The 21,560-nt window shown below is 72.8% G+C and carries 21 protein-coding genes; 6 read left to right on the top strand and 15 right to left on the bottom strand.

From position 1 onward, the window contains the following. Positions 1 to 50: 50 nt before the first annotated feature. The 9 genes from ACFWH7_RS07800 to ACFWH7_RS07760 form a co-directional block, all read right to left on the bottom strand. Entirely contained in the window at positions 51 to 686 is a 636-nt protein-coding gene (locus ACFWH7_RS07800) for a DedA family protein (protein ID WP_378215981.1), read from the bottom strand. Positions 687 to 894: 208 nt separating this feature from the next. Next, positions 895 to 2,022 carry a DeoR/GlpR family DNA-binding transcription regulator gene (locus ACFWH7_RS07795; protein ID WP_378215921.1) on the bottom strand — a complete coding sequence of 376 codons (1,128 nt, stop codon included), beginning with the start codon at positions 2,020 to 2,022 and terminating at the stop codon, positions 895 to 897. A 125-nt stretch (positions 2,023 to 2,147) separates the two neighbouring features. Then, on the bottom strand, positions 2,148 to 5,051 hold the full coding sequence (locus tag ACFWH7_RS07790; protein WP_378215919.1) for a hypothetical protein: 2,904 nt from the start codon (positions 5,049 to 5,051) through the stop codon (positions 2,148 to 2,150). Positions 5,052 to 5,152: 101 nt separating this feature from the next. Next, on the bottom strand, positions 5,153 to 6,493 hold the full coding sequence (locus ACFWH7_RS07785; RefSeq protein WP_378215918.1) for an ABC transporter substrate-binding protein: 1,341 nt from the start codon (positions 6,491 to 6,493) through the stop codon (positions 5,153 to 5,155). A 94-nt stretch (positions 6,494 to 6,587) separates the two neighbouring features. After that, on the bottom strand, positions 6,588 to 7,541 hold the full coding sequence (locus tag ACFWH7_RS07780) for a carbohydrate ABC transporter permease (RefSeq protein ID WP_378215917.1): 954 nt from the start codon (positions 7,539 to 7,541) through the stop codon (positions 6,588 to 6,590). A gap of 7 nt (positions 7,542 to 7,548) precedes the next feature. Further along, positions 7,549 to 8,481: a carbohydrate ABC transporter permease gene (locus ACFWH7_RS07775; protein WP_378215916.1), complete on the bottom strand. Its 933-nt coding sequence runs from the start codon at positions 8,479 to 8,481 to the stop codon at positions 7,549 to 7,551. Further along, positions 8,478 to 10,664 (bottom strand): alpha-galactosidase, encoded by a 2,187-nt coding sequence (locus ACFWH7_RS07770; protein WP_378215915.1) that lies wholly within the window; start codon positions 10,662 to 10,664, stop codon positions 8,478 to 8,480. Before ACFWH7_RS07770 ends, ACFWH7_RS07775 begins: the two co-directional genes overlap by 4 nt. Before the next feature lie 178 nt (positions 10,665 to 10,842). Next, positions 10,843 to 11,820 carry a LacI family DNA-binding transcriptional regulator gene (locus ACFWH7_RS07765; RefSeq protein ID WP_378215980.1) on the bottom strand — a complete coding sequence of 326 codons (978 nt, stop codon included), beginning with the start codon at positions 11,818 to 11,820 and terminating at the stop codon, positions 10,843 to 10,845. Positions 11,821 to 11,929: 109 nt separating this feature from the next. Beyond that, positions 11,930 to 13,099 (bottom strand): serine hydrolase domain-containing protein, encoded by a 1,170-nt coding sequence (locus tag ACFWH7_RS07760; protein WP_378215913.1) that lies wholly within the window; start codon positions 13,097 to 13,099, stop codon positions 11,930 to 11,932. A gap of 98 nt (positions 13,100 to 13,197) precedes the next feature. On the opposite strand from ACFWH7_RS07760, the gene ACFWH7_RS07755 reads away from it, so the two are divergent. Beyond that, positions 13,198 to 14,214 (top strand): LLM class flavin-dependent oxidoreductase, encoded by a 1,017-nt coding sequence (locus ACFWH7_RS07755; RefSeq protein ID WP_378215911.1) that lies wholly within the window; start codon positions 13,198 to 13,200, stop codon positions 14,212 to 14,214. 51 nt (positions 14,215 to 14,265) lie between these two features. Here the strand turns inward: ACFWH7_RS07755 and ACFWH7_RS07750 are convergent, their stop codons facing one another. The 5 genes from ACFWH7_RS07750 to ACFWH7_RS07730 all read right to left on the bottom strand — a co-directional run bounded on the left by ACFWH7_RS07750 (position 14,266) and on the right by ACFWH7_RS07730 (position 18,291). Continuing rightward, positions 14,266 to 15,252 carry a hypothetical protein gene (locus tag ACFWH7_RS07750; protein ID WP_378215910.1) on the bottom strand — a complete coding sequence of 329 codons (987 nt, stop codon included), beginning with the start codon at positions 15,250 to 15,252 and terminating at the stop codon, positions 14,266 to 14,268. A gap of 25 nt (positions 15,253 to 15,277) precedes the next feature. After that, positions 15,278 to 16,885 (bottom strand): polyamine aminopropyltransferase, encoded by a 1,608-nt coding sequence (locus tag ACFWH7_RS07745; RefSeq protein WP_378215908.1) that lies wholly within the window; start codon positions 16,883 to 16,885, stop codon positions 15,278 to 15,280. A 2-nt stretch (positions 16,886 to 16,887) separates the two neighbouring features. Then, complete coding sequence (locus ACFWH7_RS07740; protein WP_047231757.1) at positions 16,888 to 17,121, bottom strand: DUF350 domain-containing protein; 234 nt, start codon at positions 17,119 to 17,121, stop codon at positions 16,888 to 16,890. Positions 17,122 to 17,197: 76 nt separating this feature from the next. Beyond that, on the bottom strand, positions 17,198 to 17,953 hold the full coding sequence (locus ACFWH7_RS07735) for a DUF4178 domain-containing protein (RefSeq protein ID WP_378215906.1): 756 nt from the start codon (positions 17,951 to 17,953) through the stop codon (positions 17,198 to 17,200). Next, complete coding sequence (locus ACFWH7_RS07730; protein ID WP_378215905.1) at positions 17,950 to 18,291, bottom strand: S-adenosylmethionine decarboxylase family protein; 342 nt, start codon at positions 18,289 to 18,291, stop codon at positions 17,950 to 17,952. The genes ACFWH7_RS07735 and ACFWH7_RS07730 overlap by 4 nt, the downstream gene beginning before the upstream one ends. A 231-nt stretch (positions 18,292 to 18,522) precedes the next feature. Between ACFWH7_RS07730 and ACFWH7_RS07725 the strand changes: the two genes are divergently transcribed. Then, positions 18,523 to 18,948 (top strand): VOC family protein, encoded by a 426-nt coding sequence (locus ACFWH7_RS07725; protein WP_378215904.1) that lies wholly within the window; start codon positions 18,523 to 18,525, stop codon positions 18,946 to 18,948. 24 nt (positions 18,949 to 18,972) lie between these two features. On the opposite strand, the gene ACFWH7_RS07720 is transcribed toward ACFWH7_RS07725, so the two are convergent. Then, positions 18,973 to 19,812, bottom strand: a complete 840-nt coding sequence (locus ACFWH7_RS07720; RefSeq protein WP_378215902.1) for a VOC family protein — start codon at positions 19,810 to 19,812, stop codon at positions 18,973 to 18,975. A 208-nt stretch (positions 19,813 to 20,020) separates the two neighbouring features. Between ACFWH7_RS07720 and ACFWH7_RS07715 the strand changes: the two genes are divergently transcribed. From ACFWH7_RS07715 to ACFWH7_RS07700, 4 genes are all read left to right on the top strand, one after another. Further along, positions 20,021 to 20,359 carry an STAS domain-containing protein gene (locus ACFWH7_RS07715; RefSeq protein WP_378215901.1) on the top strand — a complete coding sequence of 113 codons (339 nt, stop codon included), beginning with the start codon at positions 20,021 to 20,023 and terminating at the stop codon, positions 20,357 to 20,359. A 69-nt stretch (positions 20,360 to 20,428) separates the two neighbouring features. Continuing rightward, positions 20,429 to 20,593 carry a hypothetical protein gene (locus ACFWH7_RS07710; protein ID WP_378215900.1) on the top strand — a complete coding sequence of 55 codons (165 nt, stop codon included), beginning with the start codon at positions 20,429 to 20,431 and terminating at the stop codon, positions 20,591 to 20,593. Positions 20,594 to 20,686: 93 nt separating this feature from the next. Then, a complete protein-coding gene (locus ACFWH7_RS07705) occupies positions 20,687 to 20,956 on the top strand; it encodes a GlsB/YeaQ/YmgE family stress response membrane protein (RefSeq protein ID WP_047231751.1) in 270 nt (89 codons plus the stop codon). 26 nt (positions 20,957 to 20,982) lie between these two features. Then, complete coding sequence (locus tag ACFWH7_RS07700) at positions 20,983 to 21,444, top strand: ATP-binding protein (RefSeq protein WP_378215898.1); 462 nt, start codon at positions 20,983 to 20,985, stop codon at positions 21,442 to 21,444. The last annotated feature ends 116 nt before the right edge of the window (positions 21,445 to 21,560 follow it).

Genomic DNA, 21,560 nt, shown 5'->3' with positions numbered 1-21,560 from the left:
GCGTGCGCCCCGAGGGGCCGGGTGTCGAGCCCGTCAGGCGGCGGAGAAGATCAGGTGTCGTCGCGTGCGGGCGACGACGCCTGTCCGCCGCGTGCGTGGGCGGGCCGCTCGTCGTCGTGCACCCAGCGCCAGACGCGCGTCACGACGAACCACACGACCGCGGCCGCGACGACCGCGATGACGACCTTCTGGAGCACGCCGGCGTACTCCTCCACGACGTGCCACTGCTCGCCGAGCGCGTACCCGGCGTAGACGAAGATCGTGTTCCACACCGCGCTGCCCGCGGCGGTGAGCGCGACGAACTTCCACAGCGGCATGCGCTCGACCCCGGCCGGGATCGAGATGAGGCTGCGGAAGATCGGGATGAAGCGGCCGAAGAAGACGGTCGCGCCGCCGTGCTTGAGGAAGAACTGCTCGGTGCGGTCGACGTCCGCGACCTTGACGAGCGGCAGCCGCTCCGCGATCCAGCGCGTGCGCTCGCGCCCGACGAGCGCCCCGACCAGGTACAGCGCCAGTGCCCCGACGATCGACCCGGCCGTCGTCCACAGGATCGCCTCGACGAGGCCGAAGCTGCCCTGGCTCGCGGTGAAGCCCGCGAGCGGCAGGATGATCTCGCTCGGCAGGGGCGGGAACAGGTTCTCGAGCGCGATCGCGATGGCGGCGCCCACCGGGCCGAGCGTCTCCATGAGGTTCACGGCCCACCCGGCGACGCCGTCGAGCGCAGGCTCCGCCGTCGACGCGGCGGGCAGGGCTGCCGAGAGGGCGGCGGAGAGTCCGGAGGGCACGGTTCACGAGCCTAGGCGAGCGTCGGGACCCCGCTGGGCCGATGCGGGCGAGACCGTGTGGAGGTCTCGTGCGGAGGCTCGGGCCGTCTCGTCGGGTGCGCGGCCCGTCTCAGCCGCGCACGAGAGGACGACGCGCAGGCGGGGGTTGCCCGGCAGGTGCGACCAGCAGGTGCCCGGCGGCGGACCCGGCCCGTTCGCGCTCGCGCGCAGGCGCCGCGTCGTCCGTGACGAGGACGTCGACCTCGTCCAGCGCGGCGAACGGGTGTCCCCCTCCAGGCCGCCAGGCGGACCGGCTCGCGAGGACCACGACCCGGTCGGTGCTCTGCACCATGGCCCGGCTGACGTCCGCCTCGTCGCGGCCCTGGTCGGCCACCCCGGTGTCGGACGAGATCCGGTAGGCGTCGACGAACACGAGCGTGCTGGGGAGCTCGCCGAACGCACGCCGTGCCAGGGGGCCGACGAGGGCGTCCGACGCGGTGCGCGTGCCGCCGGAGAGGATCGCCGTCAGCAGGCCGTCCCCTGCGGAGTCCACCACCCGCGCGACGGCCGTCGAGCTCGTCAGGACCGTGAGGGGCCGTAGTCGTGGGTCAGCCACGATCCGTTCCGCGAGGAGCCGGGTGGTGGTCCCCGGCCCCAGGGCGACGACGCCCCCGGGCTCGATCAGCCGCACGGCTACCTCCGCCCGTGCGTCGTCGCCTGCGCGAGGGACTCCCGGCCGCGGGACGTGCACCGATCCCCGCCGTCCGGCCGACGTCGCGCCGCCGTGCACGCGGTGCAGCAGGCCGCGGTCCGCGAGGGCGGCGAGATCACGGCGGACGGTCATGTCGGACACACCGAGGTCGCGCACCAGGTCGGCGACCGTGACGACGCCACGGGCGCGCACGGCGGCGACGATGCGCTCCCTGCGGACCGCACCGAGCAGCCGCTCGCCCCTCGGCTCCCCCTGCACGGAGGCGGCTCGCGGGTCGGTCGTCATGGCGGCCTCCTCGAAGGTGCCGTCGTGCCTGGTGTCGGGGTGCTGGACGCGCAGCCGGGCCGGTCCAGGGGCAGGGAGCGCGATCCGGTGCGCGCCTCCGGGTCCGGACCGGACGTCGACGAACCCGGGATGGATCCATGCATGGATGGTCCCGGCGCGCGCCAGCGCGACGTACCCGCGGGACCAGGGGATCCAGATGTCGTCGAACGCGACGTCGGCGACGACGTCGCGAACCGCCGCGACGGACAGGGCGTCGCTCACGCCGAGCTCCCGCAGCGCGCGCACGAGGTCCGTGTGGTGCGTGCGACCCGGAACCCGCCGCTCGGGCCTCGCCTCGTTCATGTGCGAGGCCCGAGCGACGTGGCTGACGACGGGGAACCAGCCGGTCAGTCGCAGTCGAGGGCGTCGTACGAGACGTCGTACCGACCGTCGCGCCCGTCCGTCGCACCCGCCACCGTGACGGTGCCCGCCTCGAGCCGGGCCGCGCGCGTGGCGAACGACTGGTAGCCGGAACGCTCGGGAGCGACAGCGGCGAACTCGCGCGTGCCGTAGGCCGTGACGACGCTGAGGTCGACCGCAGACGGCTCCTGGTTCGTCGCGCGCACCGCGAGGAAGGCCTTGCCAGCCAGGCAGCGCGGCTGGACCTGGACGTCCAGGGCGACGCCCGCGGAGGAACCGGAGTTGGTCACGTCCAGCACCAGCGGCGCCAGGGCGAGGGTGTCCAGGTTCGGGGCCCAGCCCGTGGCGTTGCCCAACGTCAGGGCCCCGTCGTCCGTGGTCAGGTCGAGGGCGACCGTGTGGGTCCAGAAGCCCTTCCACGAGTAGTTGTGCCGGAAGGCGCCACGTGTGGTGCCGCCGCCGGCCTCGCTCACGTCGAGGAAGCGCGTGATGACGTCGGTGTTGTACGCGTGCCCGGTGTTCTTCTCCGCGTTCGCGTACCGCACCACCAGGTCGTACTGGCCGGCGCCCACGCCCTCCGCGCGCGGCCACACCGCGACGCTCTGCGCGCTGCCGCCCAGCCAGGAGACCTGCTGTCCCGACACGTCAGTGGGCTGCGCCACCGACTCGAGGCGCGCGCCACCCGAGAGCTGGAGCACGTCCTCGGCCTCGACCGTCTCGGCCGCAGCGTCGGACCCGGCGGCCCGCGTGGTCGTCAGGGACCGGAGCGCGATGCCCTCGGGCGAGGTGACCGTGAGCTGCGTGATGCCCTTCGCGAGGTGCACCCGCGCCGTCGAGGTGCGGGTGCCCGCGGCGTCCGCCGCGAGACCGGCCACCTCACGACCGTTGAGCCGCAGGCCCACCGCGGTCGCCGCGTCCGTGGAGTAGTCGAGCGACACGTCGTAGTACCCCGTCTCGCGTGCGGCCACGTAGAACGTCGCCGTGCCCTGGCCGCCTACGTGCACCTGCCCGGCCTCGCCCGCGTCGTAGGAGACGGACGCACCCTCGAGGCGGGCGAGGTGGGCCGGGTAGGTCGCCGTGTCCGGACCGTCCACCCGCTCCAGGTCGAACCGGTCGAGCGTGACGTTCGCGCCGGGCAGCACCGTGGACCCGTCGGCGCTCGCTCGCACCGACAGCTCACGCGCACCCGCCTCGAGCTCGACCAGGACCTCCGCCTTGCCGCGGTAGGAGTCCGAGAAGCCGGCCTCGTAGCGGACCGTCCCCGCCGGGGCACCGTCGACGAACAGCGCGTGCGACCCCGGTCCCACGTTCGGCCCGTTCACGCCCGCGATGACGCCCAGGCGGTAGGTGCCCGTCGTCGGGACGTCGACCGTCCACGACGCCGACGCCCCCGCCGACGTGAACCCGCGCACGTCCTTGGCCCCCGAGGCCGCGAACGTCCACGCGTCACCGGCCGGTCGGTCCACCACGGTCAGGCCGGACAGCCGGGTCGACTCCGCCTCGACACGCTGCTTCCACGTCGTGTCGACGACCGGTGCCTTGTCGAGGACCGGCGTCACCACGACCTGGTACGCCGAGTGACGGTCGCGGTTCGGGACCACGACCTGCACCGCGCCGTCGACCACTGTCGCGCGCTCGGCCACCACGACCGGCGGCGCCAGCGCCTCGCCCTCCTGCCCGGTGAACTCCGCACGCCGTACCTGGACGTCGACCTCGTCGCCGAACACCTCGGCGTCGATACCCGACACGTCGAGGCGGACGTCCTTCGAGCCGCCGCCGAACAGGACCGTCGCCTGGCGCTTCTCCGCGTCCAGGGCCGCGAGCCCCTGCAGCGTGTCGACCGTGTTCAGCGCCGGCGGCGTGAGCTCCACGGTCTCCCCCGTGAGGTCGCCGTACCACTTGAGCAGCCACCACGCGCCGTTCGCGGCGTTGTTCTTGGCCATGTTGTCGTTGAGGTTGCCCGCGAACGTCCAGTACGCCGTCTGCGCGTCGACCTTCTCGTCCTCGAACATCGAGATCCACTGGACCAGCTGACCCGGGACGCCCATGTCGCGGCGCATCGCGTACTCGGTGATGTTCACCGGGAGCGGGCCGACCCCGACCTCCCGCTCGATCTGTCGGAACTCCGCGAGGTGCGAACGGAACGTGGCGAGGTTCTCGACGCCGAGCTCATGCCAGGTCCACCGGTCCGGCAGGACGTCGTTCGCCTTCGCGTAGGTGAGGATCTGGCGCGTGCTGGTCCCGTGCCACCAGGCGTCACCGGGTCCGGCGATCTTCGCCTCCGGGTAGATCTCCTTGATGGTCTCGTACGCCGCCTTCCAGTCGGCGAGGAACGTGTCCCGCATGACGTTCCAGTCGCCGTACCAGTTGATGCCGTCGGGCTCGTTGAACGGCGTGAAGACGTAACGCTCGGGGTAGTCGGACTCCTCGACGATGCTCGTCACGACGGTGCGGACGATGTCGAGGTAGGTGTCGAAGTCCTCGGGGCGCTTGCCGCCGTTGTAGGCCCAGTCGGGGTAGTAGTCCTGGATGTTCACCATCAGGTACTCGCCCCCGTTCTCGAACAGCGAGCGCTCGACGTCGAGGGGGTCACCGTTGGGGTGCTGGGCTCCGTGGGGCGCCTTCTGGGTGACGTTCGTCGGGCGCGCCCCCGCGATGATCGGGTCGGTGGGCACGCCGTCGTCGCCCAGGCCGTAGAGCATGCCCGACGCTCCGCCCTGCACCGCGCCCGTCGACGCCGACAGGTCGACCGCGAGGACCTCGACGTCCTCGGCGGCCGCCGCACCGGGCAGCAGGGTCACCGCTCCGGTGGCGGCGACCACTGATGCGGTCAGTCCTGCCGTGAGTCGGCGGAGCATCCTGCGCCCGCCGTCCGCTCTCTTGCCGTGCATCTGTCCACACTCCTTCGTGTGTCGGAACGCGGGGCGACCGGGACGACCGCCCCACCGGCGGGGCGCGGCGCCGCCGCCGCACCCCGCCGTCGTGCTGGTGCTCAGTCCGCGAGGACCGCGTTGATCTGCTCGTTGGCCTCCGTCAGCGACGACGCGTCCTTGTTGCCGAGAGCGATGTCCTCGAACGCGACCGACGCGATGGCGTTCACCTCGCCGGCGCGGACCGTGATCGGCGGGAGGAACGTGCGCCCCTCCTCGCGGTAGCTGAAGAACGCCGAGACGTCCCAGCCCTTCGCCTCGAACGCGGCCAGCGCCTTGTCCGCAGACTCAGGGATCGCGGGAAAGACGACGGCGTGCTCGGCGACGATGTCCTGGCACGCGCTGGAACCGAGGAACTGGACCCACTCCCAGGCCGCGTCCTGCTTCTTCGACGACGCGCTGATCGAGTCGGCCACGCCGTTGAAGACCGAGGCACGGTCACCCGTCGGCCCGACGGGTCCGGGCGCGATCCCGACCTCCATGCCCTCGAGCGCCATGAAGGTCCCCGTGGCCCAGGAGCCGTTGGTCCCCATGGCGACCTTGCCGGAACCCACCTGGGTGAGCGTCTCCTCGGAGAACACCCCCGCCGCGGGCGCGTAGCCCTTGTCGGCCAGGCCGTAGAACCAGTCGACCGCCTTCTGGAACTCCGGGTCGTCGAAGTTGTAGCGCGTGCCCCACGGGTTCTCGTCGAGGTAGTCCCAGTCGAGCGACCCCGTGAAGTTGGCCCACTGCATCTGGCCCGTCTCCTCGAAGTTCGGGTTGATGCCCAGGCCGTAGACCGCGACGTTCGACTTGTCGAACCCGGCCTCGTCACCGCGTACCCCGTTGGCGTCCACCGTCAGGTGCGCGACGATCTGCTCGAACGTGCCACCGTCCTCGGGGTTCCAGTCCGCCGCCCAGAGGTCGTCCGCCGTGTAGCCGGCGTCGGCGACCAGCGCCTCGTTGTAGAAGAAGGCGGTCGTGTCCCAGTCCTTCGGGAGGCCGTACAGCGAGCCGTCGGCGTACCGCCACGGGTCGATGAGGCCCTCGGCGTAGACCGTGGTGTCCACCGAGTCCTTCTCCACCAGCTCGTCGAGGGCGACGATCTGGCCCTGCGCGGCGAACTCGCCGTACTTCGACAGGTGGTCGACGAAGACGTCGGGACCCGAGCCGCCGACGAACGAGGCCGTGAGCTTCGTCCAGTAGTCGTCCCACGCGAACTGCTCGATCTTGATCGTGGTGTCAGGGTTCTGCTCCGTGAACGCGGCCGCGCACTCCTGGTAGGCGGGCACCTGGTTCGAGTCCCAGAGCCAGTACGAGATCTCTTCACCGGAGCCGCCCGAGCCCGAGCCGCCTCCCGAGGAGCACGCGCCGAGGGCCAGGACCAGGGATCCTGCCACCGCGACGTGGACAGACTTGCGCATCGTTGTTCCCTTTCGCAGACATCCGCGTCGATGGTGCGGAATGGTTGTCGGGTCCGACGGCCGCCGTACCCGTGAGCCCCCTGGTGCCGAGCGGCTACTTGATTCCCGTGAAGCCGATCGAGTTGACGATCCTCTTCGCGAAGGCGAGGAAGAGCAGGAGCATCGGCAGCGCTGCGAGCAGCGTCGCCGCCATCAGGCCGGCCCAGTCCGGAGACGCCTGGGGGGACTGGGCCCGGAAGATCCCGAGCGCGAGGGTCAGCACTCGTGAGTCGTCGGACTGGCTCACGAGCAAGGGCCACAGGTAGTCGTTCCACGCCGTGATGTACGTGAGGACCGCGAGAGTGACCACGGCGGGCGAGGCCATCGGCAGGACGATGGTGAAGAACGTCCTGAACCGGCCCGCACCGTCGAGCTTCGCCGCCTCCTCGATCTCGAAGCTGATCCCGGCGAAGAACTGCCGGAGGAAGAACACCGCGAACGGGGTCATGAGCATCGTCGGGAGCGCGATGCCGGGCAGCGTGTCGAGCAGGCCGAGGTCGCGCACGAGCAGGAAGTTCGGCAGCAGCGTGAAGATGGTCGGGACCATCAGGCCGGCGAGGAAGACCGCGTAGACGACGTCGCGCCCGGGCCAGCGCAGCCGCGCGAACGCGTACGCCGCCATCGCCGAGAAGAAGACCTGGCACACCGTGACGAGCGTCGCGACGACGACGGAGTTCAGGAGGTACCGCGGGAAGTCCATCGAGGCGCCGGACCCGCCGTCGGCGAGCGACTCCTGCGCCGTGGCGAGCCCGAGCGCACGGCGGAAGCCTTCCCCGCTGAACCCCACGGGGAGCGGGTCCGCCGCGCCACCGGGCAGCGCGGCGTTGGTGGACAGCGCGGTCCGCAGCATCCAGTAGAACGGGAAGAGCGTCACGATCATGAGGAGGACGAGCACGACCCAGCCGAGCACCCGGCCCGGGGTGGTGCGGCGTCGGCGTCGGCGGGGTGCCGGCTCGGTGCGGACGCGTCCGGTCGGCGTCGCGACGGGAGCGGGAGCTGTGGTGGTCATCGGTACCTCACGCCATGTCGTTCTGGTTCGCCCGGGTGAGCCGGAACTGGACGATCGCGATCACGGCGAGCACGACGAGCAGCGCGACCGACATGGCCGACGCGTACCCGAAGTCGTACCCGCGGCTGAAGGCGACCTGGTAGATGTAGTACTGGATGACGTTCGAGGCGTTGGCCGGCCCGCCCTGGGTGGCGACCGAGACGGTGTCGAACACCTGGAACGAGCCGATCATCGTCACGATGAGCACGAGGCCGAGGTGCGGGCGCAGGAGCGGCAGCGTGATCGACCGGAACATGCGCAGCTCGGACGCGCCGTCGACGCGGCCCGCCTCGTAGAGGTTCTCCGGGATCGTCTGCAGCCCCGCGAAGATGAGCAGCGCCGTGTACCCCAGGTGCCTCCACACGTTCACCAGAGCGATCGTCGGGATCACGAGGGACTGGTCGCCGAAGAACATGATGCGGTCGCCGCCGAGGGTCTCGACCAGCTCGTTCACGAACCCGAGCTGGTAGTCGAGCAGCATCAGGAAGAGCATCGCCGCGACGACGTTGGACACGAGGTACGGGGTGAGGATGATGCCGCGGACCACCATGGACTGCGTGAGGCGGTGCATGAGCACCGCCACCACCACGGCGAGCACGGTCTGGAGCCCGATGTTGAGCAGCACGTACCAGATGGTCACCTTGAAGGCGTTCCAGAAGACCGGGTCCGCGGCCATCCGCTGGTAGTTCTCCAGCCCGACGAAGCCACCCGTGGCGAACGCGGTCGAGTCGGTGAAGCTCAGCCAGATCCCCCGGAGCGTCGGCCAGAGGAAGAACACGACGAACCCGATGCCGGCAGGCAGGACGAACAGCAGGGCCGCCGGGAGGTTCCGCACGTCCTGCGACAGCCGTCGGCCCGCCCGCGGCGGTGCGGGCGATCTCGTGCTCGTCTGGGCGCTCATCGCTCCACCTCCACGTGGATCAGCACCGCCTGGTCCGGATGGAGCGCCGGGACGCTCAGGCCGACGGAGCCGAGCGCGGCTCCGCTGAGCCGGAGACCGTCCTCCCACCACGCGGGGGCGGAGCGGGGGTCGTCCCCCCGGACCACGGCCGGGCCGGACGGGCGGACGCGGTAGGTCGCGTCGGGGTCCAGCCCGGGCAGCCGGACCCGGCCCGCGGGCCACGTGACGTGGCGCTCGCGGAGCGTGAGCCCGTACAGGGCCTCGGTGCGGTCCGGGCTCACCGCGCCGTGCAACCACAGGTCGCCGCCCTCGAGGGAACGACGCACCACGCGACCCGTGTGCACGAGCTGGCGCACCTGCTTGTAGTGGTCGACCCAGCCGGCGAGCTCCTTGCGTTCCGCCTCGGTCGCCTCGGAGAGGTCCCACTCGATGCCGAAGTGACCGAAGATCGCCGTCGCGGCCCGGAACGACAGGTCGAGTCGGCGGCCCGTCGTGTGCGCCCGGTCCGCCCCCACGTGGCTGCCGACCAGCTCGGGCGGCAGGAGCTGCGCCGTCCAGCGCTGGATCTGCTGCCGCTCGTGGGCGTCGATGCAGTCCGACGCCCAGACCCGGTCGGTCCTCTCGAGGATCTCGAGGTCGACGCGCGCGCCGCCGGACGAGCACGACTCGATCTCCAGACCCGGGCACCGCTCGCGGATCTCGTCGATGAGGCGGTAGGCCGCGAGCGTCTGCTCGTGGACCCCGGCGCGACCGGTCCGCGTCGACCCTGCGTCGACGAGGTCGCGGTTGTGGTCCCACTTGACGAAGTCGACCCCGTGCTCGCGGACGACGCCGACGACGCTGGACAGCACGTGCTCGTACGCCCCCGGGTGCGACAGGTCGAGCACCTGCTGGTGACGCGCCTCGACGGGGAGCCGGTCCTCGACCTGGAGGATCCACTCCGGATGCTGCCGGGCGAGGTCGGAGTCGAGGTTCACCATCTCGGGCTCGAACCAGAGCCCGAACTCCATCCCGAGTTCCTTGACGTGCCGGACGAGCTCGGCGAAGCGTCCGTCGCCCCAGACCTCCTCGGAGACGGCCCAGTCGCCGAGGCCCGTGGTGTCGTCGCGACGCCCCCCGAACCACCCGTCGTCGAGCACGAACCGCTCCACCCCGACCTCCGCGGCAAGGTCGGCGAGCTCCTTGAGACGGTCGAGGTCGTGGTGGAAGTAGACGGCCTCCCACACGTTCATGACCACGGGGCGCGGCGAGCGCGGGTGCCGAGGGCGCGAGCGCAGGTGGTCGTGGAACCGGGCGGCGAGCGCATCCAGCCCGTCCGCATAGCTCGCATAGATCCACGGGCCGGTGTACGACTCCTCCGGGGCGAGCTCGACCTCGCCGGGCAGCAGCAGCTCGCCGCCGAGCAGGAGGCGGCGTCCGTCGAAGGTCCGCTCGGCGGACGTGACGTGGTTGCCGCTGAAGGCCACGTGGACCCCCCACGTCTCCCCCGACTCGAAGCCGAACCCGGGTTCGCCGGCGACGAGCACCGTCGCCGCGTCCGCACCGGTCCGACCGTGCCGCCCCTCTCGGACGTGGGATCCGACGACGAACGGGGACCGCTGCGGCACCCGCTCCTTGGCCCAGCGCCCGGCGAGGTCGAGGAGCTCGTCCGCCTTCGTGGGGACCGGCAGGGCGAGGCGCAGGCCGTCGAGGGTGTACGGCCGGCCCGCCACGTTGGTCAGCCGCCCGCGCAGCCGGAGCAGACCCGAGGGGAGCAGCTCGAGCTCCAGCCCGAGGCGGAGCCCGGCCACCGCGTCGTGCGCCTGGACGACGACCGAGCCGCCCTGGGGGAGCTGGTCCACGTCGACCCGCGTCGGGCGGAACCGCGGCGACCAGCCCTCGCCGGCCCTGTGGCCGGACAGCCCGGGCGTCCCCGTCCAGCCCGTCCAGGACTCCGGCAGGAGCGCGACGCGCACCCCGTGGTCGACGCCGTTGGTCGCGAGGACCGGCCGGGTCGCCCTCTCGAGGTCCTCGAGGTCTTCCGGGCTCTCCCCGATGTCCGCCCCCCAGTGGAGCATCTCGGGGAGGCCGTCCTCGGGGAGCAGGAGGACGACGGCCGTGCCGGCCGCCGCCAGACGCACCACTCGAGGCCATGCATGGGTGCCGCCCGCGTCTCGGACGTCCTCGGCCACCGTTGTGCTCACCACGTACGCGCACTCCCTCGTCGCCCCGCATCGGTGCGGGTCCTGCAAACGTTGGTCAGAAGTTAGCGCACACATCCGTGGCTCTGCAAACGTTGGTCAGAATGTGTCCGTCGGCGCGCGGACCCGGACGGCGCGCCGACGAGCCGCGCCGGAGGCGGGATGGGGGACGGCGAGAGGGTCAGGCGCGGGGAGGCGCAGCGCTCTCGCGAACGACCAGCTCAGGCTTGGCAGCGCTGTCCTCCGGGCGCTCGCCCGTCTCCACCCAGCGCGCCAGCATCCCGAACGTCCTGCGCCCGAGATCGACGAAGTCCTGGGCGACCGTCGTGAGGGGCGGGCTCCACATGCGCGCGAACGGCTGGTCGTCGAAGCCGACCACGCTGACGTCCTCGGGCACCCTCCGGCCCTGCTCCGCGAGTGCGCGCATGACGCCGATGGCGAGCTCGTCGTTGCCGCACAGCACGGCGGTGACGGCCGGGTCCGCCGCGAGGACCAGCCCCGCCTCGTACCCGGAGTCCGGGTCGTAGCTCGCCTGGATCACGTCAGGCCGGTCGACGCCCGCGCTCTCGAGCGCGCGGCGCCAGCCCCAGGTACGACCGCTGCGCGGCCGTGTCGACGGGATCGCCACGTGGTGCACGGTGCGGTGTCCCAGCCCCAGGAGGTAGCGCGTCGCCTCCTCACCGCCCGCCTGGTCGTCGAGGAACGCGTGCGGGCGCGGGCCCGGCCGGCGTCTGGCGCCGGCCGCCGCGACGACGGGCAGCGCGTCCGGCAACGACTCGAGCGTACGCACGCCGAGCGAGTCGAACTCCACGACGATCGCTCCTGCCAGCGACTGCGACAGGACGAGGTCGACCGCGCGATCGAGGTCGCGCGGCGCCTCCGACTCCACGACCGCGATCGACACCACGTACCCCGCCGCCCGTGCGGCCTCCTCGATGCCCTGCAGCGTGGCGGCATAGCCGTACCGCACCGTGTTCCTCGCGAGGACCGCCACCGTGGAACGCCGTCCGCTGACGAGCGTCTGGGCCGCGGCGTTGGGCCGGTAGCCGAGCTCCGAGACCGCCGCCTGCACCTTGTCCCTGAGCCGAGAGCTCACCGGGGTGCGCCCGGTGAGCACCCTCGACACCGTCGAGATGCTCACGCCGGCAAGCTCTGCCACGTCCGACAGCACCGGCGGCTGGTGTCCTCGACTCGTCACCCCGGAAGGTTACGCCGAATGGCGACCTACGTTTGCACATGGCACGCGGCGCACGAGGGCAGCTCTTCGCTCACCCCAGGACGAGCGCGTCGATCCGTCGCACGGGGTCCCAGGCGCCCGCCTCGCCGTTGGACACGACGACGGCCGTCACGCCCGGCGCCCCGGCGGGCGGGAGCGCGTCGGGGCCGTCGGAGGGGGCCACCGGGGCGGGGTAGTGGCGCAGCATCGCGCTCGACCCCGTGTTGATCCCCTCCTTGTACGCGGAGCGCACGGACCCGTCGGCGAGCAGCTCGAACTCGAGCCCGAACCCGTAGCGCACGCTCGCGGCCCGCTCCGCGCCCGGCGCGTCCTTCTCGTCCGTCTCGTCCGTGTCGCCGTCGTCGTGCTTGACCTGCGGCGTGAGGAACGCGCGCGTGAGGTCGAGAGGCAGGAGCTCGCCCCCGCGGACCGCAGCCCAGAACCGGGCGAGGTCGCGCGCGGTGACGTGCGCCCCGCCGTCGGGCGAGCCGACGGGCGGGTAGGAGTAGATGTTCTGCCGCCAGCCGGTGACGGGCCCCTCGTCCTCCGGGCCCTCGCGGACGGGCTCCCAGCCCTCGGCGACGTCGGGCTCGGCCTCGTCCATGCGGAAGAACCCGGAGCGGTCCATGCCGGCGCGGGCGAACACGTGCTCGCGCACGTACTCACGGTAGGTCGTCCCGATGACCGACTCCAGCGCGAGGCCCGCGAGGACGAAGCCGACGTTGCAGTACCGGCACCCCTCGCCGGGCGGGAAGTTCGGCTCCTTGTGGACGAAGCCGGGAAGGAAGTCGGCGGTGCGCGTCACGGAGTAGCTCGGCCGGTCGACCCACAGCGCCTCGTACGACTCGCCCGCCTCCTCGTCGGCGTCGTCGGCGATTCCCGACGTGTGTGTCAGCAGGTGCCGGATCGTCACCTCGCGCGGGATGGTCGTGCCCGCGAGGTCGACGTGATCGTGGACGCGGTCGTCGAGCCCGAGCCGCCCCTCCCCGACCTGCTGGAGCACCGCGACGGCGGTGAACAGCTTGGTCACCGACGCGACGTCGAACCGCGTGCTCGTGCGGACCGGGACGCCCCAGCGGCGCGACGCGACGCCGTACGCGCGCTCGAACAGCGGGTCGCCGTCGCGCTCGATCCGCACGACGCCGGAGAACGCGTCGGCGTCGGCCGCCGCCCGCAGATGGGTGTCGAGGGTGGCGAGGGCGGCGTCGTCGAGCGCGGTCATGCCCCGACGGTAGGCGCCGAGCTCCGGCCGCGGCCAGGGCTTTGCGGTCGTCGGCGGTGACGTCGCAGGTGGGAGCGCTGTCACGGTACGGTCGCGGCATGGCGACCTCGACCCCCACGCTCGGCGTGATCCTGCCGCGCGAGCTGCCCGCCGACCAGATCGTGCCGTTCGCGCGCCGCGCCGAGGAGGTAGGGCTCGACGAGGTGTGGGTCGTCGAGGACCTCACGTTCCACGGCGGGATCGCGCAGGCCGCGACCGTCCTCGCCGCGACGCAGCGCCTCACCGTCGGCATCGGGATCCTCCCCGCGGCGACGCGCGCGCCGTCGACCGCCGCGATGGAGGCCGCGACGCTCGCCGCCCTGCACCCCGGCCGCCTGCACCTGGGGCTCGGGCACGGCATGCCCGCGTGGATGCGGCAGATCGGCGTCTGGCCCGCGAGCCCGCTCGCGATGCTCGAGGAGACGACGTCGGCCGTGCGGGCGCTGCTGCACGGCGAGCGCGTCACCGCCTCGGGCCGGTACGTCACCGTCGACGACGTCGCGCTGCACGCCCCGCCCGCCTCGCCGCCGCCGGTGCTCGCGGGGGTGCGCGGCCCGCGGTCCCTCGAGGTCTCGGGCCGCGTCGCCGACGGGACGATCCTCGACATGCCCGTGACCCCGGAGTACCTGGCCGTCGCGCGCGCCGCGATCGACGCCGGGCGCGCGAGCGCGGGCGACGCCGCCCCGCCCGAGCACCGCGTCGTCGCCTTCGCGATCGGCGCCGTGCACGACGACGTCGCGACCGCCCGCGCGATCGTGCGGCCGAACCTCGCGGTCCTGGGCGAGGCGGACTGGTCGGCGCAGATCGACCCGCTCCCGTTCGCCGAGGACTTCCGCGCCCTGCGCGACGCCAGCGACTCCCCCGAGGCCTTCGCCGCCGCGATGCCGGACGCGTGGGTGGACCAGCTCGCCGTCGTCGGGCCGCCCGACGCCTTCCGCGCCCGGCTCGCCGAGCTCGGCGCGGGCGGGGTGTCGAGCGTCGTGCTCGTCGCGACGAGCCCCGACCCCGCCCGCCCGGACGACCCGTTCGCGGCGCTCGACGCGCTGGTACCCGCGACGACGGCCGCCCGAGGCTAGGGACGGCACCGCGGCGCGAGGCGCGGACACTTCTCGGGTCGGGTCACGAGGTCACCAGGTCCACACCCAGACCACCAGCAGGGTCACCACGGCCATCAGTGCTCCGAAGGCGAGGAGGGTGATCGTCCTGACGCGGGTCTCGTCGAAGCCGGTCTGCAGCCGTGGCAGCGACTGCAGGGCGCGCCGGGGCTGGTGGCGCAGCACCGACCAGATCGGCGACGCGTCGAGCAGGGCACAGACCTCGGCGACGTCGGCGAGGACGCTGGCCCAACGCCGTCCCGAGCCTGTCGCCAGGGGCGACCGTGCGTGCAGGAACATCGAGCCGTCCACGATCTCGATGCAGTACCGGCGACTCAGCCGCGCGAAGACCTGGAGGGCGTCCGGCGTGAGCATCGACCGCACGACGTGCGCGGTCTCCTCCCGCGCGTACACCCGCAACGCACCGTCGGTGCTCAGCGCGACGCGGTCCTCGGCGCGCGGGTGGAACGCGACCCGCACACGCAGGGCGCGCTGTGAGGTCATGACGACGTGCGGGAGCCGGGCAGGCAGCGGGACGGCCACGTAGCCGGCCGGGATGAAGGGCGCGCGCCGCGAGCCGATCCTGTATCGCAGGTTGCCGATCTCGACCGCGTGGCCGTGGAGCTCTCCCCGAACCACCAGGAGCCGCTGCTGCCGGGTGCCCACCCTGAAGCTGCTCCCGGTGTGGCCCGGCGAGTCCACGAGCGCGGCGAAGCGCCACCCGTTGTCGTCGGCGAACCGGCTGATCCGTGAGGCCGCCGCCGGGCTGACCTGCAGGAGAGACAAGACGCTCGTCGGCGCAGCCACGACGCCCGCGAGCACCAGAAAGTCGGTCAGTCTGTTCGAGTCCTGCAGACCGAGGCCCAGCAGCGCCGCACCGACCAGCCCTGCGAGCACGCTGACGACCGTGGCGACGAGCAGGGTGCGGCGCTCCCCGCGCAGCGGATCGGGCAGGGTGACCCGGGGGACGGCACGGGCTGGGGCATCGAACGCGCCGAGATCGGGCTGCACGGCGCTCACCACGCCGTTCCCACGAGACGGTGCGTCAGTAACGCCATGCGCGCATGTCCTCCTGGTAGGTGCGCTGCACGGTCGGGGAGAGCAGGGTCGACGGCGGCAGGTCGCGCGGCGGGTTGTCGGCGGGCAGGTGCGTGGTCGCGGCGAGCGACGCGGCGTCGAGGAACCGCAGCCCCTCCGGGAGGGGCGTGCGCGCGAAGAGGCCGGGGGGGACGACGTCGGGCACCGAGAGCGCGAAGCCCCACTCGCCGAACGACGGCACGTTGACGGTGAGCGGCACGACCGCGCGGTCGGGCGCCGCGGCGCGGACGGTCGACACGACCTGCCAGAACGCGTCCGGCGTGAAGTAGGTGGACGTCGCCTGGGTCGCGAACGCGCCGCCCGGCCGCAGGTGCGCGGCGACCATGCCGTAGAACTCCTGCGAGTACAGCTTGGCGACGCGCTCGGTCGAGGGGTCGACGAGGTCGACCAGCACGACGTCGAACGTCTGCGGGGTGTCCTCGACCCACCGGAAGGCGTCGGCGTTGACGACGCTCACGCGCGGGTCGTCGAGCGCGTGCTCGTTGAGGCCCGTGAGGAGCCGGTTCTCGCGCGCGAGGTCGGTGACCGCCGGGTCGAGGTCGACGAGCGTGACCTCCTGCACCGAGTCGTACCGGAGCACCTCGCGCGCGAGGAGCCCGTCGCCCCCGCCGAGGATCGCGACGGACGCGGGCGCGGCGACGGACGTCATCGCCGCGTGCGCGAGCGTCTCGTGGTACCGGGCCTCGTCGACGGACGAGAACTGGAGCTGGTTGTCCAGGTACAGGCGGGTGTCGCCGCGGTACTCGGTGACGACGACCTGCTGGTAGGCGCTGCGCTCCTGCGCCACGACCGGGTCCTGGTACATCCCCGCGCTGATGCGCGTCTCGAGCCACGTGGACGCGGCGAACCCCGCGAGGAGCACCAGGAGCGTGACGGCGGCGAGGGCGGTCCACCGCGGCGGGTGGCCCATGCGCGCGAGCATGAACGCCGCGACGGCGACGTTGAGCACCGCGACCGCGAACGCGGTGCGGACGAGCCCGAGGTACGGGAGCAGGAGGAACGGGAACAGGAGCGACGCCGCGAGCGCCCCGAAGTAGTCGAGCGCGAGCACCTTCGACAGCAGCGAGACGGAACCCTCGCTCCCCCGTTCCTTGAGGACCGCGACGAGCAGCGGGATCTCGACGCCGATCGCCGTGCCGATCGCGAGCGACAGGACGACGAACACGACCCACGCGAGCTCGGTCGACGCGTACGCCCAGAACAGCGCGAGCACCGACGTCCCGCCGAGGAGCGAGAGCACGAGCTCGTTGCGGACGAAGCTCAGCCCCGCGGTGCGCTGGAGCCGGGGCGCGAGGAGCGAGCCGAGGCCCATGCCGAACAGCGTGAGCCCCGTCGCGACGGAGAACGCGACGACGGAGTCGCCGAACAGGTAGGACGCCGCCGTCCCGAGGATGAGCTCGTAGACGAGTCCTCCGACGGCGACGAGCAGGGCCGCGGCGAAGACCGTCGGCCGGTCCATGGTGCGCGCGCGGCCGGACCGCCCGGCCGGGGGTGCGACGTCGTCCGCGTCGGCCTCTGGCGGACGCCCGGGCGGGAGCTCCTGCTGGTCGAGCACGGTCAGGAGCTGATCGTCCCCGCGATGATGAGGCCGATCGCGACGGCGAGGCCCGCGATCATCACGCCGAACGCGACGTTGTGCTCGTCGACGAGCTCGCGGTGCAGGTTGAGCCGGAACACCTTGTTCGCGACCACGAGCGTGACGAGCAGCAGGACGATGCCGAGCGCCGAGTAGAGGATCGTCGAGAAGAAGGACCAGAGGAACGCCAGCGGGGCGGCGGCGGTTGCGATCACGGTGTCTCCCGGGGTCAGGTCGTGGGACGGGCGGTCGGGCGTGCGGGTTCGACGAGGGGTCCGACGGTCGGGCGGGTCACTTGCCGAGCCCGCCGCCACCGCCGCCGTACACGGAGCGGCGCACGCACGTGCCGCTCTGCTCGGTGGTGGTCACCTGGCCGGACGGGGCGACGGTCTCGACCGTGCGGGGCGTGCACGACCCGTCGTCGGAGGCGGCCCGCGCGGTGCAGGACGCGAAGAGCCCGACGAGCACGACGGCCGCGACCGCGAAGGCCACGAACCGGCCGCCGGGAAGCGTGCGCGGCGCGACACGGCGCCCGAACAGGCGGCGCTGCTCCGCGACGTCGAGGCGCCGGCCGCGGTAGACGGCGGTCACGGGACCGAGCGGGCCGGTCGTGCGCTCGATCGAGACGACCGTGCCGTGGGCCGAGAGGTCGACGTACTCGACCTGCTGCCCGACGACGAACGGCTCGGCGAACTGCCCCTCGACGTGCTCGACCCGGCCGGTGCCGCGCTCGCGCACGACGAGCGAGTACTGCCGCCCGTCGAGGCGCAGGCCGAGCGTGCGCCCGGTGTGCAGCCCCGCGAGGTCGACGACCGGCGGCCACGCCTCGGTCGGGTGCAGCAGCGTGACGTCGCGCGTGTCGTGGTCGTACTCGACCCAGACGTCCGAGCCGTCGTGGCCGAGGAGCTGCCACTCCTCCCACGTGAACGTGGTACCGCCGTGCACGGTCGACAGGACGGCGACGGCGCGCGGCGTCGCCCGCTGGGGCGGCGTGCCGACGAGATCCTCGCCGACCCGCATCGCGAGCCGCGGGCGGGTCCGGCTCACACGAGGCTCCGCACGGCGACCTCGGCCGCGCCCAGGGCGTGCGCGAGCAGGGCGCTCACGTCGTCGGTGAAGGTGGCGGACGCCGGGGCCCGGCAGGTCGTCAGGGTCACGTAGGCGGTGCCGTGCTCGGGCCACGTGTGCACGGCGAGGTGTGATTCCGCGAGGAGGAGCACGACGCTCGTGCCCTGGGGCTCGAACCGGTGGGACGCCTCGCCGAGCGGCGTCATCCCCGCGTGCCGCACGATCGCGTCGAGGCAGCCGCGGACGGTCGCGTCGTCGTCGAGCAGCAGGGGGTCCGCGCCCGTCACGTCGAAGACGTGGACGAGGTTGCGCTGCACGTCCTGGGCCCCCTGTCGCGCTCCTCGGTCCGTGGGCCGCACGCGGGTGAGCGGCCCGCGGTCCGGTGGCCGCGCCGTCGGGCCGCGCACACCTTAGCCGACCGGCGCCGCATGCCGGTCCGGTGCTCCGCGGGCGAGACCGGCCCGTCGCCGCGGCGGAGGACCGCTCAGTCCGGACGTGCCGGACCGTCCACACAGAGTCAGGCCCGCACCCACGACGAGGAGGCCATCATGGCCGTTCGGCTCAGCCCCTACCTGAACTTCGACGGCGACGCGCGTGACGCGATGGAGTTCTACGGCACCGTGTTCGGCGTCACGCCGGACATCAGCACCTACGAGTCGATCGGCCCGGTGGACGACCCGGCGGAGGCGAAGAAGGTCATGCACTCGCAGCTCGAGCTCCCGATCGAGGGCGCCGGGACGCTCATGGCCTCCGACGTCCCGCCGGGGACGACGCTCACGGACCACGCGTCGGTCGCGCTGTTCGGCGGCCCCGACGACCGCGAGCGCCTCCGTGCCTGGTTCGCCGCGCTGTCCGAGGACGCGCACGAGGTCATGGCGATGGAGACCGCGCCGTGGGGCGACGAGTTCGGCATGGTCACCGACCGGTTCGGCGTCGGGTGGATGGTGAACGTCGCCGGCGCCACGACGCCCTGACGGGGGCGCAGGTCGCGGTCGTCCTCAGGCCTGCGGCGCGAACTCGGAGAGGGTGAGGACGGCGCCCTGCGGGTCTCGCACGGTCGCGTGCCGCGCCCACGGGTCCTCCGTCGTCCCGAGCACGGTCGCGCCCGCGTCCCGCGCGGCGTCGGCCGCGTCGTCGCGGTCCGCGACGGCGAACGCGACGGACCAGCGTGCCGGGCCGTCGTCGGGCACGATCCCGGCGACGGCGTCCGTGAAGCCGGGCGGGGCGAAGCCCTCCTGGCGCTCGTGGATGCCCGGGTCGGACGTGCGTGCGAGGTGGTCGCCGTACCCCGGCACGCGGGCCATGCCCGCCGCGAGGTCCGGGTCGACCGCCCAGCCCAGGAGAGCGCCGTAGAACGCGAGCGCCGCCGCGGGGTCGGGCGTGAGGACGTTGCTGAAGTTCCACGTGCCGGGCTCGTTGACGCGCTGCGCGCCGGGCCGGGCGCCCGCGTGCCACAGCCGGCTCTCGACCCCCTGCGGGTCGCGCACCCTCGCGGCGCGACCGGCGGGCAGGTCGGCCGGCCCCACGTCGGCGGGAGGCTCGAGGACCGTGCCGCCGAGGTCGACGACGCGGCCAGCCGCGGCGTCGACGTCGTCGACCGCGACGGAGGTGACCCAGCGGGCGGTGTCGAGGCCGGTCACGCCCGCGACCGCGGCGACCGCCGTCCCGTCGGTGCCGTCCAGGGACGCGACGACGTACCTCGCGCCTCCGCGCGCGGGCTGCTCGACGAACCGCCACCCGAAGAGCTCCCCGTAGAACGCGGCCGTCGCGTCGACGTCGCGCGTCTCGACCTCGACCCAGCACGGGACGCCGTGCGGGTACGTGCGCTGCGTGACCATCGTGGCTCCATCGGCTCGACGTCGGGGGTGAGCAGGCGACCGACCCAGCCTGGCACCGGGGGCGCCGGCTCGCACCCGTGGCTCGTCCGCGAGCGCCTCTCGGGGGGCATCGCGCGAACCACAGGGCGCCCCGGAGGGCGAACGACACGAGTGGCACGTATCGTCGTCCCGCTCACGAGAAGGGAGACCTTCCACGATGGAGGACGGAGTGACCGGAGGCGTCCAGATCGAGGACGACGCGCGGCACTGGGTGATGTGGGGAGAGATCGACTTCTCCGTCGCCCACGCGGTCAAGGAGCGCCTCGCCGCGACGATCGGCCACCGGCCGTGGACCATCGACCTCTCGCGGGTCACGTTCATGGACTCCGGCGGCCTCCACCTCGTCCTCATGGGGACGAGGACGGGGTACCGCCCCCGGCTCCTGCGCACGCCCGGGCACGTGCTCCAGCTGCTCGAGTTCAGCGGGGCGCTCGAGCTCGTCGAGCTCGTCGAGACCGCTGCGGACGCCCCGGACCCCGACCCTCCGCACGAGCGCTCGGCCGGCTGAGCCGCGCGTTCCCCCTCCCGCCGCCCCTGGACAGGACACCCGATGAGAGCGTGGACACCCACGACCGAGATGGTTCGACAGCTGTACGTCGCCGGACGCGAGGCTCGCAGCCCCGCCGAGACGCTGCGCATGCACCCGGACGAGATCGCGGCGGAGTTCGACCGCTGGTTCGACTCCTTCCGCACGACAGCCGACCAGCCCCCCGTGGCGACGGGCCTCCCCGACGCGTCGTAGGGCGCGAGCCGTCGGCGTGCGAGTCCCGACGGTCCCTGCCATGCTGACGGATCTGGGGGCAAAACTCGCACAGCAGACAAAAAGGAGAAATCCATGGGTTGGCTCGCGTACATCGTCCTCGGTCTCGTCGCCGGTCTCATCGCGCGTGCGGTGCTGCCGGGAAAGCAGACGGGCTCGCTGATCATCACGATCCTGCTGGGCATCCTCGGGGCGCTGCTCGGTGGGTGGCTCGGCTCGGTCTTCTTCGGCACGCCGCTGGGTGACCTCGGCGACTTCCGGACCTGGCTCCTCGCGATCCTCGGCTCGCTGATCACGCTCGGGATCTACGGCGCGGTCACCAAGGGGAACCGACGCAACGCCTGACGGGCACCGACAGACCGGGGGGCTCCATGGACGACCTGCCGACCATCGCGGTCCCGACCGACGACGACGATCTCGCCACCTCCCACCCTCCCGAGGGCTACCGCCCCGTCAGGGAGTGGGTGCTGAGCACGACCGAGGGGCTCTCGGCACTCCGTTCCGGAGTGGTCCAGGCCCTGGAGGCGGAGGGCGTGGTCACGACCGGGCGGCTGTCCGCCACCCCCGACACGCTCGTCCTCATCGCGTCGGAGCTCGCGACCAACGCACTGCGTCACGGGCTGCCGCCGACGATCGTGCGACTCGCTCGCACCGACGACCGGTTCCTCCTCGAGGTCGCCGACCACGACGTCTCGCACGAGCCGGTCTACGCCGGGCGCCGCATCCCGGGCGCCGGTGGCGTCGGTCTCCACATGGCCCGCCAGCTCTCGCTGGACGTCGGGTGGTACCGCACCGAGACGGTCAAGACCGTGTGGGCGACGTTCGCCGCCTGACCGACGACTCCCCGCACGACACGACGCCAGGCCCGCCCCGTGCCGGGAAACCGACAAGGGGGGGCGGGGGGGAGCAGTGATCGCCTGCCCGGCACCGGCCGGGGGTAGCGGGGTTA

This window comes from Cellulosimicrobium cellulans (assembly GCF_042723955.1).
Taxonomy (GTDB): domain Bacteria; phylum Actinomycetota; class Actinomycetes; order Actinomycetales; family Cellulomonadaceae; genus Cellulosimicrobium; species Cellulosimicrobium cellulans_H.
The sequence above is the reverse complement of the archived record's forward strand: the minus strand, read 5'-3'. Positions and strand labels throughout refer to the sequence as shown.